This is a genomic window from Pseudomonas sp. AM4(2022) (assembly GCF_036346515.1).
GTDB lineage: Bacteria > Pseudomonadota > Gammaproteobacteria > Pseudomonadales > Pseudomonadaceae > Aquipseudomonas > Aquipseudomonas paracarnis.
Genome location: NZ_JAOTNW010000010.1, coordinates 143,759 through 158,691 on the forward strand (window position 1 = coordinate 143,759; position 14,933 = coordinate 158,691).

The 14,933-nt window shown below is 61.5% G+C and carries 10 protein-coding genes; all 10 read left to right on the top strand.

Going from position 1 to position 14,933, the window contains the following annotated elements:
* Positions 1-40 precede the first annotated feature (40 nt).
* The 10 genes from betI (at position 41) to yccS (ending at position 14,876) form a co-directional block, all read left to right on the top strand.
* Positions 41-634: a transcriptional regulator BetI gene (gene betI / locus ODQ19_RS15860; protein WP_054898188.1), complete on the top strand. Its 594-nt coding sequence runs from the start codon at positions 41-43 to the stop codon at positions 632-634.
* Positions 635-744: 110 nt separating this feature from the next.
* Positions 745-2,217: a betaine-aldehyde dehydrogenase gene (gene betB, locus ODQ19_RS15865; protein WP_044271841.1), complete on the top strand. Its 1,473-nt coding sequence runs from the start codon at positions 745-747 to the stop codon at positions 2,215-2,217.
* Positions 2,218-2,411: 194 nt separating this feature from the next.
* Complete coding sequence (betA, locus tag ODQ19_RS15870; protein WP_330210584.1) at positions 2,412-4,106, top strand: choline dehydrogenase; 1,695 nt, start codon at positions 2,412-2,414, stop codon at positions 4,104-4,106.
* A gap of 189 nt (positions 4,107-4,295) precedes the next feature.
* Entirely contained in the window at positions 4,296-5,738 is a 1,443-nt protein-coding gene (locus tag ODQ19_RS15875; RefSeq protein WP_330210585.1) for a TldD/PmbA family protein, read from the top strand.
* Entirely contained in the window at positions 5,738-7,054 is a 1,317-nt protein-coding gene (locus tag ODQ19_RS15880; protein ID WP_330210586.1) for a TldD/PmbA family protein, read from the top strand. The genes ODQ19_RS15875 and ODQ19_RS15880 overlap by 1 nt, the downstream gene beginning before the upstream one ends.
* A gap of 264 nt (positions 7,055-7,318) precedes the next feature.
* Positions 7,319-8,209: an alpha/beta fold hydrolase gene (locus ODQ19_RS15885; protein WP_116667907.1), complete on the top strand. Its 891-nt coding sequence runs from the start codon at positions 7,319-7,321 to the stop codon at positions 8,207-8,209.
* A 36-nt stretch (positions 8,210-8,245) separates the two neighbouring features.
* Complete coding sequence (gene mdtD / locus ODQ19_RS15890; RefSeq protein ID WP_330210587.1) at positions 8,246-9,673, top strand: multidrug transporter subunit MdtD; 1,428 nt, start codon at positions 8,246-8,248, stop codon at positions 9,671-9,673.
* 130 nt (positions 9,674-9,803) lie between these two features.
* Positions 9,804-11,141: an ATP-dependent RNA helicase DbpA gene (gene dbpA, locus ODQ19_RS15895; RefSeq protein ID WP_330210633.1), complete on the top strand. Its 1,338-nt coding sequence runs from the start codon at positions 9,804-9,806 to the stop codon at positions 11,139-11,141.
* 150 nt (positions 11,142-11,291) lie between these two features.
* The gene (locus ODQ19_RS15900) at positions 11,292-12,470 is read left to right on the top strand and encodes an NAD(P)/FAD-dependent oxidoreductase (protein ID WP_330210588.1); all 1,179 of its coding nucleotides are present in this window, start codon (positions 11,292-11,294) and stop codon (positions 12,468-12,470) included.
* Positions 12,471-12,692: 222 nt separating this feature from the next.
* Positions 12,693-14,876 (top strand): YccS family putative transporter, encoded by a 2,184-nt coding sequence (gene yccS / locus ODQ19_RS15905; protein WP_330210589.1) that lies wholly within the window; start codon positions 12,693-12,695, stop codon positions 14,874-14,876.
* Positions 14,877-14,933: the final 57 nt, after the last annotated feature.

The window sequence follows — 14,933 nt, forward strand, 5'->3', positions numbered from 1 at the left end:
ACGTGGATCGCCCATCGGTAGGCCTAAGGAGAGGTGCTACATGCCCAAGGTCGGTATGCAACCCATACGCCGCCAGCAGTTGATCGAAGCCACGTTGACGGCCATCGATCGGGTCGGGATGGGAGATGCCAGCATTGCGCTGATCGCTCGTCTGGCCGGCGTCTCGAACGGCATCATCAGCCACTACTTTCAGGACAAGAACGGCCTGATCGCAGCGACGATGCGCTACCTGATGAATGCGCTGATCGAGAACGTGCAAGAGCGCAGGCGTGCCTTGAAGGATGACAGCCCACGGGCGCACCTTCAGGTGATCATCGAAGGCAACTTCGACGCCAGCCAGGTCAACGGCCCGGCAATGAAAACCTGGCTGGCCTTCTGGGCCACCAGCATGCACCACCCGTCATTGCACAGGTTGCAGCGGATCAACGATCACCGTCTGTATTCCAACCTGTGTTGCCAGTTCCGCCGTGCGATGCCGTTACCCGAGGCACGCAGCGCAGCCCGCGGCCTGGCGGCTTTGATCGACGGTTTGTGGTTGCGCGGCGCCCTGTCGGGAGACGCTTTCGACACGGAGCAGGCGCAACGGATCGCTTACGAATACATGGATTTCCAATTGGCCAAGCAGGTGAGTTAGAGCCCTTATAAATGCTCAACCCCTGAACGTCCGCCGCTCAGTGTTGCCACAACCCCATGGCCCACTGTTCGGCGGGTAACGCCAACCACTTATGCACTTGCGAGGACTTTATGGCCCGTTTCGACCTGCAAAAACTCTACATTGACGGCGGCTACAGCGACGCTGGCAGCGATGCCACCTTCGAAGCCATCAACCCGGCTAACGGTGAAGTTCTCGCCCAAGTGCAACGCGCCACCTTCGATGACGTTGAACGTGCCGTGGTCAGCGCTGAAAAAGGCCAGAAAATCTGGGCCGCCATGACCGCCATGGAGCGTTCGCGCATCTTGCGTCGTGCCGTGGACATCCTGCGCGAGCGCAACGATGAACTGGCTGCCCTGGAAACCCTGGACACCGGTAAAGCCTTCTCCGAAACCAAGTACGTCGACATCGTCACTGGCGCTGACGTGCTGGAATACTACGCCGGCCTGGTACCTGCGATCGAAGGCGAGCAGATCCCACTGCGCGACACCTCGTTTGTCTACACCCGCCGCGAGCCACTGGGCGTGGTTGCCGGTATCGGCGCGTGGAACTACCCGATCCAGATCGCCCTGTGGAAATCCGCACCGGCCCTGGCTGCCGGTAACGCGATGATCTTCAAACCAAGCGAAGTCACCTCGCTGACCACCCTGAAACTGGCCGAGATCTACACCGAGGCTGGCGTTCCAGCGGGCGTGTTCAACGTACTGACCGGCAGCGGCCGTGAAGTCGGCACTTGGCTGACCGAGCACCCGCGCATCGAAAAAGTCTCCTTCACCGGCGGCACCGACACCGGCAAGAAAGTCATGGCCAGCGCGTCGAGCTCCTCGCTCAAGGACGTGACCATGGAGCTGGGCGGCAAGTCCCCGCTGATCATTTTCGACGACGCCGACCTCGACCGCGCCGCCGACACCGCCATGATGGCCAACTTCTACAGCTCCGGTCAGGTCTGCACCAACGGCACCCGCGTATTCGTGCCCAAGCACCTGCAAGCAGCGTTCGAAGCCAAGATCGTTGAGCGTGTTGCACGTATTCGCATCGGCAACCCGGAAGACGAAAACACCAACTTCGGCCCGCTGGTCAGCTTCGCCCACATGGAAAGCGTGCTGGGCTACATCGCCAAGGGCAAAGAGCAAGGCGCCCGCCTGCTGTGCGGTGGCGACCGCCTGACCGACGGCGACTTCGCCAAAGGCGCCTTCGTGGCCCCAACCGTATTCACCGACTGCACCGACGACATGGTCATCGTGCGTGAAGAAATCTTCGGCCCAGTGATGAGCATCCTCACCTACGAAACCGAAGAAGAAGTGATCCGCCGCGCCAACGACACCGACTTCGGCCTGGCTGCTGGCCTTGTAACCCGCGACCTGAACCGCGCCCACCGCGTGATTCACCAGTTGGAAGCGGGTATCTGCTGGATCAACGCCTGGGGCGAGTCCGACGCGAAGATGCCGGTCGGTGGCTACAAGCAGTCGGGTGTGGGCCGTGAGAACGGCATCAGCTCGCTGAACAACTTCACCCGCATCAAATCGGTACAGGTTGAGTTGGGCGATTACGCCTCGGTGTTCTAACACCTTATGGGCCTGGAATGCTCCTCTGTGGCGAGGGAGCTTGCTCCCGCTGGGCTGCGAAGCAGCCCCATTCCAGACCCAGTAGTTCTTTCAGACAGAACTCGAGCGCTGATTTTGCGACTGCTGCGCAGTCGAACGGGAGCAAGCTCCCTCGCCACAAAAGCAGCCTGAACCCATTTTACGAGGGTACATTCATGTCCCAAGAATACGATTACATCATTGTGGGTGCCGGCTCCGCCGGTAACACCCTGGCGACCCGTCTGACCGAAGACGAAGGCGTCACCGTCCTGCTGCTGGAAGCCGGCGGCCCGGACTACCGTCTCGACTTCCGTACCCAGATGCCAGCCGCACTGGCTTTCCCGCTGCAAGGCCGCCGCTACAACTGGGCCTACGAAACCGATCCAGAGCCGCACATGGACGGTCGCCGGATGGAATGCGGTCGCGGCAAGGGCCTGGGTGGCTCTTCGCTGATCAACGGCATGTGCTACATCCGCGGCAACGCCATGGACTATGACAACTGGTCGAAGCTGCCGGGCCTGGAAGACTGGACCTACCTGGACTGCCTGCCGTATTTCCGCAAAGCCGAAACCCGCGACATCGGCCCCAACGACTGGCACGGTGGCGATGGCCCGGTCAGCGTGACCACGCCGAAAGCCGGCAATAACCCGCTGTTCCACGCCATGGTCGAAGCCGGCGTGCAGGCCGGTTACCCGCGTACCGAAGACTTGAACGGCTACCAGCAAGAAGGCTTCGGCCCGATGGACCGTACCGTCACGCCGAACGGCCGTCGCGCCAGCACCGCACGCGGTTACCTGGACACAGCTAAAAAGCGTTCGACCCTGACCATCGTCACCCATGCCCTCACCGACAAAGTGTTGTTCGAAGGCAAGCGTGCGGTCGGTGTGCGTTACCTGATCGGCGCCGCCGAAGAGCGTGTTGAAGCCCGCGCGCGCAAAGAAGTACTGGTGTGCAGCGGCGCAATCGCTTCGCCGCAATTGCTGCAACGCTCCGGCGTCGGCCCGGCCAAACTGCTGGAAAGCCTCGACATCCCTGTGGTCCACGACCTGCCGGGCGTGGGTGAAAACCTGCAGGACCACCTTGAGCTGTACCTGCAATACGCCTGCACTCAGCCAGTGTCGCTGTACCCTTCGCTGCTCTGGTACAACCAGCCAGCGATTGGTGCCGAATGGCTGTTCAACGGCACCGGCATCGGCGCCAGCAACCAGTTCGAAGCGGGCGGTTTCATTCGTACCCGTGAAGAATTCGAATGGCCGAACATCCAGTACCACTTCCTGCCGGTGGCGATTAACTACAACGGCAGCAACGGTGTGAAAGAGCACGGTTTCCAGGCGCACATGGGCTCCATGCGGTCGCCAAGCCGTGGCCGTATCCAGCTGAAGTCGAAGAACCCACGGGACTACCCGAGCATCCTCTTCAACTACATGGCCACCGAGCAGGACTGGCAGGAGTTCCGCGACGGCATCCGCCTGACCCGTGAAATCATGCAGCAGCCGGCACTTGACCCGTACCGTGGCCGCGAAATCAGCCCGGGTATCGAAGTGCAAACCGACGAGCAGTTGGACAAGTTCATCCGCGAGCACGCCGAGACCGCGTTCCACCCTTCCTGCTCGTGCAAGATGGGCACCGACGAGATGGCCGTAGTCGATGGTGAAGGCCGCGTACATGGTATGCAGGGCTTGCGTGTGGTCGATGCCTCGATCATGCCGATCATCACCACCGGCAACCTGAACGCGCCGACGATCATGATCGCCGAGAAAATCGCCGACAAGATCCGTGGCCGCAAGCCACTGCCGCGCAGCACCGCCGACTACTACGTGGCAGGCGATGCGCCGGTGCGTGGCAAGCCGTTGCGTGAGATTGCGCAGTAACTGAAACACCCTGTGGCGAGGGAGCTTGCTCCCGCTGGAGTGCGAAGCGCTCCCAAGATCTTAGGGCCGCTACGCAGCCCAGCGGGAGCAAGCTCCCTCGCCACAGGTGATCACCCTCCCTTGATCAGCTCCCCGCCCAGGCCTACTCTGTTCGCCTGCCCGCGCCGAGCCGCCCACAAGGAAGGCCCCATGTTCGAACACCACGCCACGCTCAAGAAACACTTCGGTGCTCTGCGCACCACCGCTGAATTTTTCTCCCTGCGCTACGTACGCGAATCCGGCCAGTACCTGTCGGTACGCAAGAATGTTGCCGAGCCGCCTCACCTCGGCCATGACGAAGGCGCCATGCTCACCGTGCGTCTCAACGGCGTGGAAGCCTACGCCGCGACCAACGATATTTCCCTTGCCGGTCTGCAAGCCGCCCTTGAGCGTGCTGAACAGCAAGCCCGGTTGATCAAGCCCCACGCCTTGCTCGACCTGCACCAGCAACCGGTGTCCAGCGATGTCGCCGACTACCTGTCGCCCGACCTCGACCAGCCCTTTCCATCCCTGAGCGACTGCTACCAATTGCTCGGCGATGAGTCCGCCGCCGTGCCCAAGGATGAGCGCCTGGTGAGCTGGGAAGTCAGCCTGGGGACCACGCGGGTTGAACAGATCTACCTCAACAGCGCCGGCGCGCAATTGCGTCAGGCCCAGCGCTTCGTCTTTCCGGGCCTGAGCGTGACCGCCTTCGACGGCAACGACAGCCAGACCCGCACCCTGGGCGGTACCAACTTCGGCCAGCAAGGCAGTGCCGGTGTGATCCAGCGCTTCGGCCTGATGGGCGCCGCGCGCAAGGTGGCCGATGAAGCCCTGCAATTGCTGCTCGCACCGAATACGCCCCACGGCCCGCGTGACCTGCTGCTGATGCCCGACCAGATGATCCTGCAGATCCACGAGTCCATCGGCCACCCGCTGGAGCTGGATCGCATCCTCGGTGACGAGCGCAATTACGCCGGCACCAGTTTTGTGAAAGCCAGCGATTTCGGCCACCTGCAATATGGCTCACCGCTGCTCAACGTCACCTTCGACCCGGACATCCCCGAACAGCTTGCCAGCTACGCTCATGACGACGACGGCACGCCTGCCAGCAAGCAATTTCTGATTCGCGAGGGCCTGCTGCTCAAGCCCTTGGGCGGCGCCTTATCGCAATTTCGCGCCAACCTGCCAGGCGTTGCCAACAGCCGCGCTTGCGGCTGGAACCGTGCACCTATCGACCGCATGGCCAACCTGAATATCGAGCCTGGGGATAAAAGCCTCGCACAACTGGTGGCCGGCATTGAAAACGGCATCCTGATGTCGACCAACCGTTCGTGGTCCATCGACGATGCGCGCAACAAGTTCCAGTTCGGCTGCGAGTGGGGCCAGTTGATCGAAAACGGCGAACTCAAGGGCGTGGTGAAGAACCCCAACTACCGGGCGATTTCCGCGCAGTTCTGGCGCAAGCTCAGCGCGGTGGGCGACGCCAGCACCTTCAAGGTCTTAGGCACGCCAAACTGCGGCAAAGGCGAACCCAACCAGGTGATCCGCGTCGGCCATGCGTCGCCGGCCTGTGTATTCAGCAATGTCGATGTATTTGGGGGAGATGCCTGATGAACCACTTCAAGGCACTGGTGGACTGGCTCAAGCAGGCGGTCACCGATCAAGAACAATTTCACCTCGGCTACGCGGATGAAGCGTCCGAGTTCGTGCGGTTCAACCACGCGCAGGTACGCCAGGCTGGCCAGGTACAACAGGCCAGCCTGAACCTCAAGCTGATCAACGATGGGCGCCACGCCGACCTGGGTATCACCCTGTCCGGCGAGGCGCAGCTGGATCGCCAGCGCCTGGCCGACGGCCTGCAACAACTGCGCGAAACCTTGCCGCTGTTGCCGCCTGACCCGTACCTGCTGCTGAACCCCGACGCCTGGCACAACCATAACGAACAGCTGCGCCCGCTGCCGGAACTGGCCCAAGTGCTGGACGATATCAGCCGGGCCGCCGACGGCGTGGACCTGGTTGGCTTCTACGCCGCCGGCCCCATCAGCCGTGGTTTCGCCAGCTCATCGGGGGCGTTCGGCTGGCACCGGGCTAACAGCTTCAATTTCGACTTCAGCCTGTTTCACGCCAATGGCGAAGCGGTAAAAGCCAGCTACGCCGGGCACACCTGGAACAGCGCTGAATTCGCCGCCCGTTTCCAACAGGCCCGTGAGCAACTGGCGTTTCTCGGTCGCCCGCTCCACAACCTGGCGCCGGGCCAATATCGCGCCTACCTGGCGCCGGCAGCGCTGGAAGAAATCATCAGCATCATCACCTGGGGTGGTTTTTCGGCCCAGGCCATCGCGAGCAAAGGCAGTTCGTTGCAACGCCTGTACGCGGGTGATCAGTCACTGAGCCCGCTGGTGACGGTGGATGAGCAGATCAGCGGCTCCCTGAGCCAGGCGTTTTCCACTGAAGGCTACCCGCGCAAGGATGTCACCCTGATCAACGCAGGCAAGGCCGAGGGCCAGTTGGTCAACTCGCGCAGCGCCGCCGAATACGGTTTGAACACCAACGGCGCCAGCAGCGACGAGTCGCCCAGCGCCCTGCAAATGGCGGCCGGCAGCCTGGCCCAGGCCGATATTCTCAAACAGTTGGGCACCGGGCTGTATATCAGCAACCTCTGGTACCTGAACTACTCCGACCTGCCGGCAGCGCGCCTGACCGGCATGACGCGCTTTGCAACCTTCTGGGTGGAAAACGGCGAGATCAAGGCGCCGGTCAGCACCATGCGCTTTGATGACAGTGTCTATCAGTTGCTCGGTTCACAATTGGAAGCGCTGACCGCTGATCGAGAGTTGCTGTTGTCGGCCAGTACCTATGACCAGCGCAATACCGCTTCCAACCTGTTGCCAGGCGCTTTGGTAAAACGCCTGACGCTGACCCTCTAAACTGTAGGAGCGAGCTTGCTCGCGAAGAACGTAAAGGCAACGCGGGCTGGCTGTCAGCGCTGCGTTATCGTTGACGTTCTTCGCGAGCAAGCTCGCTCCTACAGAGCAATACCCTACGCTGCAAAGAAACGTCTATCCCGCATGTTTTGGCCGTTCGGCCTGTTGTCGCCCTGCGCATTCCTCGTTATAACGGTTGATGGCTTCTCGCCACCCCTGCCCACGAGAGCATAACCTTGCCCGGGAAAGGCAAGCTGGAGCGTTGACATGGACCATGGAAGTTTTGTCATAGAAAATTTGTTCAAGCACTACAACGTTCACGTAGAGCAACTCGGTAACGACCCACATAGAAAAACCGTACTGATGGTCAACGGTGCGCTGTCCACCACGCGCTCTTTTGCCCGCACCAGCAAATGCCTGGCCGAGCATTTCAATGTGCTGCTATTCGATTTGCCATTCTCTGGCTTATCACGCGAGCACAACACCGAACTCGACCTGGTCACCAAGGACGACGAGGTGCAAATCCTGCGGGCCTTGGTGGCGCGCTTCGACGTCAACCATCTGGTCTCGGCGTCATGGGGCGGGATCTCCACGCTGCTGACCCTGGCGCACAACCCGCCCTCTATCGAAAGCTCTGTGGTGATGGCCCTGGCGCCCAACCTCAACCAGGCGATGCTCGAGTATGTAGAGCGCGTACGCCTGCTGATCGAGGCCGATGACAAGTCGGCGGTCGGCCATCTGCTCAACGAAACGGTTGGCAAATACCTGTCGCCCCGCCTCAAACGCAATAACCATCGGCACCTGTCGACCATGGCCACCACCGAGTATCGCCAGGCGCGCTTTCATATCCATCAAGTGTTGGCCTTGGGTGATGGCAATTACCTGCCGGCACTCAAGCAGATTGAAACACCGGTGCACTTTCTCAACGGCGCACTGGACGAATACACGCCGGCCGCCGAGGCTCAGTTGTTCCAACAGTATGTAGGCCGCAGCAGCTTTGCCGTGGCCGAACACACCGGCCATCTGCTCGACCTGGAGTCCCGCGAATCCGCGCTGGCAGTGCATCGGGCGTTGCTGGATTTCCTGGTGGGCGAACATGTGACATTGTCAGATATAGACGAACCGCCAGTGGGAAAAGGGGCGACGGATGGCGCATAATCGCCAACACATAGCCTGCTAATTAAAAGGGATCCCATGCCGAATCGTGCCCCTCTCGATGCCAAGACCGCCCGCTGGCTTCCCTGGGTGGTAGCGATTGCCTTCTTCATGCAGTCGCTGGACGGGACGATTCTCAACACCGCGCTGCCAGCCATGGCGCAGGACCTCGCGGAAAACCCACTGCGCATGCAAGGGGTGGTGATCGCCTACATGCTCACCGTGGCTTTGCTGATTCCGGCGTCGGGCTGGATCGCTGACCGCTTTGGCACCAAGAAGATTTTCTTTGGCGCGATCATGCTGTTCAGCATCGGGTCGCTGCTGTGTGCGCTGTCCAGTAGCTTGAGCATGCTGGTGGGCGCACGGGTGATCCAGGGCCTGGGCGGTGCGCTGATGTTGCCAGTCGGGCGGCTGGTGGTGCTGCGGGCTTATCCACGCTCCGAGCTGGTGCGGATCATGGGTTTCATCACGATTCCCGGCCTGCTCGGCCCCTTGCTTGGCCCGACCATGGGCGGCTGGATGGTGCAATACCTGACCTGGCACTGGATCTTCCTGATCAACCTGCCGGTGGGCATGATCGGCTGCTATGCCGTGTGGAAATTCATCCCCGACCTGCGCGGCAGCGAGCGCACGCGCTTCGACGGCCTTGGCTTCCTGCTGTTCGGCGCAGCGATGGTGTTGATCACTATCGCCATGGAGGGCCTGGGCGAACTGCATCTGCCGCACCTGCGCGTGATATTGCTGCTGTTCGGCGGGTTCGCCTGCCTGGCGGCGTACTGGCTGCGCGCCGGGCACATTGATAACCCGTTGTTCTCGCCGGTGCTGTTCAAGACGCGCACCTTTGCCGTGGGGATCCTCGGCAACCTGTTTGCACGGCTAGGCAGCGGCGCATTGCCGTTCCTGGTGCCGCTGCTGTTGCAAGTGGCGCTGGGCTATTCGCCGTCGGAAGCCGGCATGAGCATGTTACCGCTGGCGGCGGCGGCGATGTTTGCCAAGTCCGTGGCGCGGCCACTGATTGAGCGCCTCGGCTATCGCATCGTGCTGACCGGCAATACCCTGGCCCTGGGCATCATGCTGGCGAGCATGGGCCTGGTCAGCGAGCACACACCCTACCCACTGTTGCTGGCTATGCTGGCCGTGCTCGGCGCGATCAACTCCCTGCAATTCACCGCGATGAACACCGTGACCCTGATCGACCTCGACGACGCCCAGGCCAGCAGCGGCAACAGTTTGTTGTCGGTGGTGGCGCAATTGTCCCTGAGCCTGGGCGTGGCCTGTGCCGGCGCATTGCTTGGCGGGTTTACTGCCGAGGCCGGCAATGACGGTGTTGAAAGTGTCCTCGGCGCGTTCCAACTGACCTTCCTCACTGTGGGCATCATGGCGATGCTGGCGGCGGCGATCTTCCTGCAACTGTCGCCCAAGGACGGCAAACGCGTAGTTAGCCGCGAGCACGATATCGAGCACTAACGGGCGTCTCGTCGAGAACTTGCGAGGAAAGTCCCACGAGACTGGTACACTGCGCGACATTTTGTTTTGCAGAGCCAGTCCCGTGACTACCATCGCCACCGCTTTTAATACTTTGCCCCTGTCCGCCGCCATGCTGGCTAACCTCGACTCGCTGGGTTACGTCGAGATGACGCAGATCCAGGCGCAAAGCTTGCCGGTGATCCTCAAAGGGCTGGACCTGATTGCCCAGGCCAAGACCGGCAGCGGCAAGACCGCTGCATTCGGCATCGGCCTGTTGAACCCGATCAACCCGCGCTACTTCGGTTGCCAGGCGCTGGTGATGTGCCCGACCCGTGAGCTGGCCGACCAGGTCGCCAAGGAAATCCGTCGCCTGGCCCGTGCCGAAGACAACATCAAAGTACTGACCCTGTGCGGCGGCGTGTCTCTCGGCCCGCAGATCGCCTCCCTGGAGCATGGCGCCCACGTTATCGTCGGCACCCCGGGACGCATCCAGCAACACCTGCGTAAAGGTTCGCTGGTGCTGGACGGCTTGAACACCCTGATCCTCGACGAAGCCGACCGCATGCTCGACATGGGCTTCTACGACGCCATCGAAGACATCATCAGCAAGACCCCAGCGCGCCGCCAGACCCTGCTGTTCTCGGCCACTTACCCGGTGAGCATCAAGCAACTGGCCTCCAAGTTCATGCGTGCGCCTCAGCAAGTGAAAGCCGAAGCGTTCCACTCCGATGATCAGATCGAACAGCGCTTCTACGAGATCTCCCCGGAAGAACGCATGGACGCCGTGACCAAGGTGCTGGCGCACTTCCGCCCTGCTTCGTGCGTGGCGTTCTGCTTCACCAAGCAGCAAGTGCAGGAAACCGTCGACCACCTGACGTCCAAGGGCATTTCCGCTGTTGGCCTGCATGGTGACCTGGAACAGCGCGACCGTGACCAGGTACTGGCGATGTTCGCCAACCGCAGCACCTCGGTGCTGGTGGCCACCGACGTCGCCGCTCGAGGCCTGGACATCGACGCCCTGGACATGGTGATCAACGTCGAACTGGCCCGCGACTCGGAAATTCACATCCACCGTGTAGGCCGTACCGGCCGTGCCGGTGAGACTGGCATCGCCATCAGCCTGGTGGCGCCGTCCGAAGCCCACCGCGCCCAGGCCATCGAGCAACTGCAAAAGTCGCCGCTGAACTGGGACCAACTGGACAACCTCAAGCCGCAAAGCGGCGGCCCGCTGCTGCCGCAGATGAGCACCCTGTGCATCGCCGCCGGGCGTAAAGACAAAGTGCGCCCAGGCGACATTCTCGGTGCATTGACCGGTGAAGCCGGCATTGCGGGTGCCCAGGTCGGCAAGATCGCGATCTTTGATTTCCAGGCCTTCGTGGCGGTAGAACGCGGGATCGCCAAGCAGGCGTTGCAGCGTTTGAATGACGGCAAGATCAAAGGCCGTTCGCTGCGCGTGCGCATTTTGTAATAACACCGAGTTCCCATTACAGGAACCGAATCAATGTGGGAGCTGGCTTGCCTGCGATAGCGACGGTGAATCCACTACCGCTATCGCAGGCAAGCCAGCTCCCACAGTGTTGATGGCATTTCAAATCAATAGTTTTGTGAGGACATGGCTGTGCGCTCGACCGAAGTTGTGATCATTGGCGCCGGCGCCGCAGGCTTGATGTGCGCGCTGACCGCCGCCGGGCGTGGGCGCAAGGTGATGTTGATCGACCACGCCAACAAGGCCGGCAAGAAAATCCTGATGTCCGGTGGCGGCCGCTGCAACTTCACCAACATGTACACCGAGCCGGCCAACTTCCTCTCGCACAACGCGCACTTCTGCAAATCGGCCCTGGCCCGTTATACGCAGTGGGATTTTATCGGGCTGGTGGCCAAACACGGCGTGCCGTATCACGAGAAGAAACTCGGCCAGCTGTTCTGCGACAACAAGTCCAGCGACATCCTCGGCATGCTGCTCGACGAGTGCATCCAGGCCGGCGTGAGCCTGCACCTGGACACCTCCATCGAGGCAATCGCCAAGCTCGAAAGCGGCTATCAACTGCAAACCACCTTGGGTGAACTGCGCTGTGAATCCCTGGTAATCGCCACGGGCGGTTTGTCGATCCCGACGCTGGGCGCCACCGGTTTCGGTTACCAAGTGGCCAGGCAATTCGGCCATGAACTGCTGCCGACCCGCGCCGGGCTGGTGCCGTTCACTATCACCGACCAGCTCAAGGAGTTGTGCGGCGAGTTGTCCGGCACCTCGGTCGACTGCCTGGTGAGCTGCAACGGCCAAAGTTTTCGCGAGAACATCCTGTTCACCCATCGCGGCCTGAGCGGGCCGGCGATTTTGCAGATTTCCTCGTATTGGCACTCTGGCGACACGGTAGAAATCAACCTGCTGCCCGACCACGACGCCCATGCCTGGCTGCAACAGCAACAGGCCGAACACCCCAACAGCGAGTTGAAAACCCTGCTGGGCGAGATTTTCACCAAGAAGATGGCCAACCTGCTGGCCCAAAGCTGGTTCGAATCCAAGCCGATGAAGCAGTACACCCACGCTGAAATTGCCGATATCGCGCAAAAGCTGGGGAGCTGGCAACTGGTACCGGCCGGCACCGAGGGTTATCGCACCGCCGAGGTGACATTGGGCGGGGTGGATACGCGGGAGGTATCGTCCAAGACCATGGAATCGCTGAAAAGCCCCGGCCTGTACTTTATCGGCGAAGTGCTGGACGTGACCGGCCACCTGGGCGGATTCAATTTCCAGTGGGCCTGGGCCTCGGGCTACGCGGCGGCGCAATACGCCTGACTTCCGTCTTGAAATGCAACCCCCTGTGGGAGCTGGCTTGCCTGCGATAGCGGTGTTGGATTCACCGCCGCTATCGCAGCGATGCGGCGGCCCGACAAGCCAGCTCCCACAGGGGTTTTGCAGTGATCCTGAGAATTTTGCGGCTGGATGTGATCACCACGCTTGCCGTGGCGTCCTTGATAGCTCAATTTAGCGACAACGTCCCGGAAGACTCCAGACTTCATGTCATCGACCTCGTTCAAGCAGTCCATGCGGCGCCTGTGGGCGCTGGATAAATTCAGCTACAGCGTACGGGTGTTCATCGCCCTCACCGGCAGCATGGCGTTGTGTTGGTACCAGGATGAAATGACGCTGCTGATCCCGCTGTTCCTGGGGATTATCGCCAGCGCCCTGGCCGAGACCGATGACAGCTGGCAAGGCCGCCTCAACGCGCTGGCGGTAACACTGGTGTGTTTCAGCATTGCCGCGATGTCGGTGGAGCTGCTGTTCCCTTACCCCTGGATATTTGCCATCGCCCTGGCCCTGGCCAGTTTCGGCCTGACCATGCTCGGCGCACTGGGCGAACGCTATGGCGCGATTGCCTCGGCCACCTTGATTCTGTCGGTCTACACCATGATCGGCGTGGACCAGCGCGGCGGCGCCGTCACGGATTTCTGGCATGAGCCACTGTTGCTGGTCGCCGGTGCCGCCTGGTACGGTGTGCTGTCCGTGCTGTGGCAGGCGCTGTTTTCCAACCAGCCGGTGCAGCAGAGCCTGGCGCGGTTGTTCCGCGAGCTGGGGCGTTACCTCAAGCTCAAGTCATCGTTGTTCGAACCAATCCGGCAGTTGGATGTGGAAGCGCGACGCCTGGAATTGGCCCAGCAAAATGGCCGAGTAGTCGCAGCGCTGAATGCCGCCAAGGAAATCATCCTGCACCGCGTCGGCAATGGGCGACCGGGCTCTAAGGTCAGCCGTTACCTGAAACTGTACTTCCTGGCCCAGGACATCCACGAGCGCGCCAGTTCCTCCCACTACCCCTACAACGCCCTCACCGAAGCCTTCTTCCACAGCGATGTGCTGTTTCGTTGCCAGCGCCTATTGCGCCAGCAAGGCAAGGCCTGCCAGACCCTGGCCGAGTCGATCCAACTGCGCCAACCGTTCATCTATGACGACAGCTTTGCCCAAGCCCTGGGCGACCTCAACGCGTCCCTGGAGCACCTGCGCATCCAGAGCAACCCGGCCTGGCGTGGCCTGCTGCGTTCATTGCGCGCCTTGGCGGCCAACCTGTCCACCCTCGACCGCCTGCTGGGCGACGCCAGCAACCCCGATGCCCTGGCCGACGCCACCGACAGCAACCTGCTGGACCGCGCCCCACGCAACCTCAAGGAAATGTGGACACGTCTGCGCACCCAACTGACGCCCACCTCGCTACTGTTTCGCCACGCCCTGCGCCTGTCCCTGGCATTGACCGTCGGCTACGCCACCCTGCACGCTATCCACGCGTCCCAGGGCTACTGGATCATCCTCACCACTCTGTTCGTGTGCCAACCGAGCTACGGCGCCACCCGGCGCAAACTCGGCCAGCGGATCATCGGCACCGCCATCGGCCTCACCGTGGCGTGGGCGCTGTTCGATCTGTTCCCCAACCCGGTGGTGCAGTCGATGTTCGCTATCGCCGCAGGCCTGGTGTTCTTTATCAACCGCACCACCCGCTACACCCTGGCAACGGCGGCGATCACCCTGATGGTGCTGTTCTGCTTCAACCAGGTGGGCGATGGTTATGGGCTGTTCCTGCCGCGCCTGTTCGATACCTTGCTCGGCAGCCTGATCGCGGGCCTGGCGGTGTTCCTGTTCCTGCCGGACTGGCAAGGCCGACGCTTGAACAAAGTGCTGGCCAATACCCTGACCTGCAACAGCATCTACCTGCGCCAGATCATGCAGCAATACGCCGCCGGCAAGAGTGACGATCTGGCTTACCGCCTGGCCCGCCGCAATGCCCACAACGCCGATGCCGCGTTGTCCACCACCCTGGCGAATATGCTGATGGAGCCGGGGCACTTCCGTAAGGAAGCCGACGTGGGCTTCCGATTCCTGGTGCTGTCTCACACCTTGCTCAGCTACTTATCCGGATTGGGTGCACACCGCGATACTCAGCTACCGACCGACGTACGCGAGCACTTGATCGAAGGCGCGGGCAACAGCCTGGCGGCGAGCATCGATGAGATCGCCACCGGCCTGGCCAATAAACAGCCGATTTCGATCCAGAGTGATGCCGAGGAAGGGTTGGCAGCCGAGCTGGAACAAATGCCGGATGAGATCGATGAAGCGCAGCGGTTGGTGCAGACGCAGTTGGCGTTGATTTGCCGGCAGTTGGGGCCGTTGCGTACGTTGGCGGCGCATCTGATCAAGGATACCGGTGCGGCTTAAACCGCTATCGCAGGCAAGCCAGCTCCCACATTTGACCGAGTTCCAACATAAGAATGC

What these genes read in the sequence shown, in the direction of transcription:
- betI (WP_054898188.1), top strand. Translation starts at nt 41, where the DNA reads ATGCCCAAGGTCGGTATGCAACCCATACGCCGCCAGCAGTTGATCGAA.
- betB (WP_044271841.1), top strand. Translation starts at nt 745, where the DNA reads ATGGCCCGTTTCGACCTGCAAAAACTCTACATTGACGGCGGCTACAGC.
- betA (WP_330210584.1), top strand. Translation starts at nt 2,412, where the DNA reads ATGTCCCAAGAATACGATTACATCATTGTGGGTGCCGGCTCCGCCGGT.
- ODQ19_RS15875 (WP_330210585.1), top strand. Translation starts at nt 4,296, where the DNA reads ATGTTCGAACACCACGCCACGCTCAAGAAACACTTCGGTGCTCTGCGC.
- ODQ19_RS15880 (WP_330210586.1), top strand. Translation starts at nt 5,738, where the DNA reads ATGAACCACTTCAAGGCACTGGTGGACTGGCTCAAGCAGGCGGTCACC.
- ODQ19_RS15885 (WP_116667907.1), top strand. Translation starts at nt 7,319, where the DNA reads ATGGACCATGGAAGTTTTGTCATAGAAAATTTGTTCAAGCACTACAAC.
- mdtD (WP_330210587.1), top strand. Translation starts at nt 8,246, where the DNA reads ATGCCGAATCGTGCCCCTCTCGATGCCAAGACCGCCCGCTGGCTTCCC.
- dbpA (WP_330210633.1), top strand. Translation starts at nt 9,804, where the DNA reads ATGCTGGCTAACCTCGACTCGCTGGGTTACGTCGAGATGACGCAGATC.
- yccS (WP_330210589.1), top strand. Translation starts at nt 12,693, where the DNA reads ATGTCATCGACCTCGTTCAAGCAGTCCATGCGGCGCCTGTGGGCGCTG.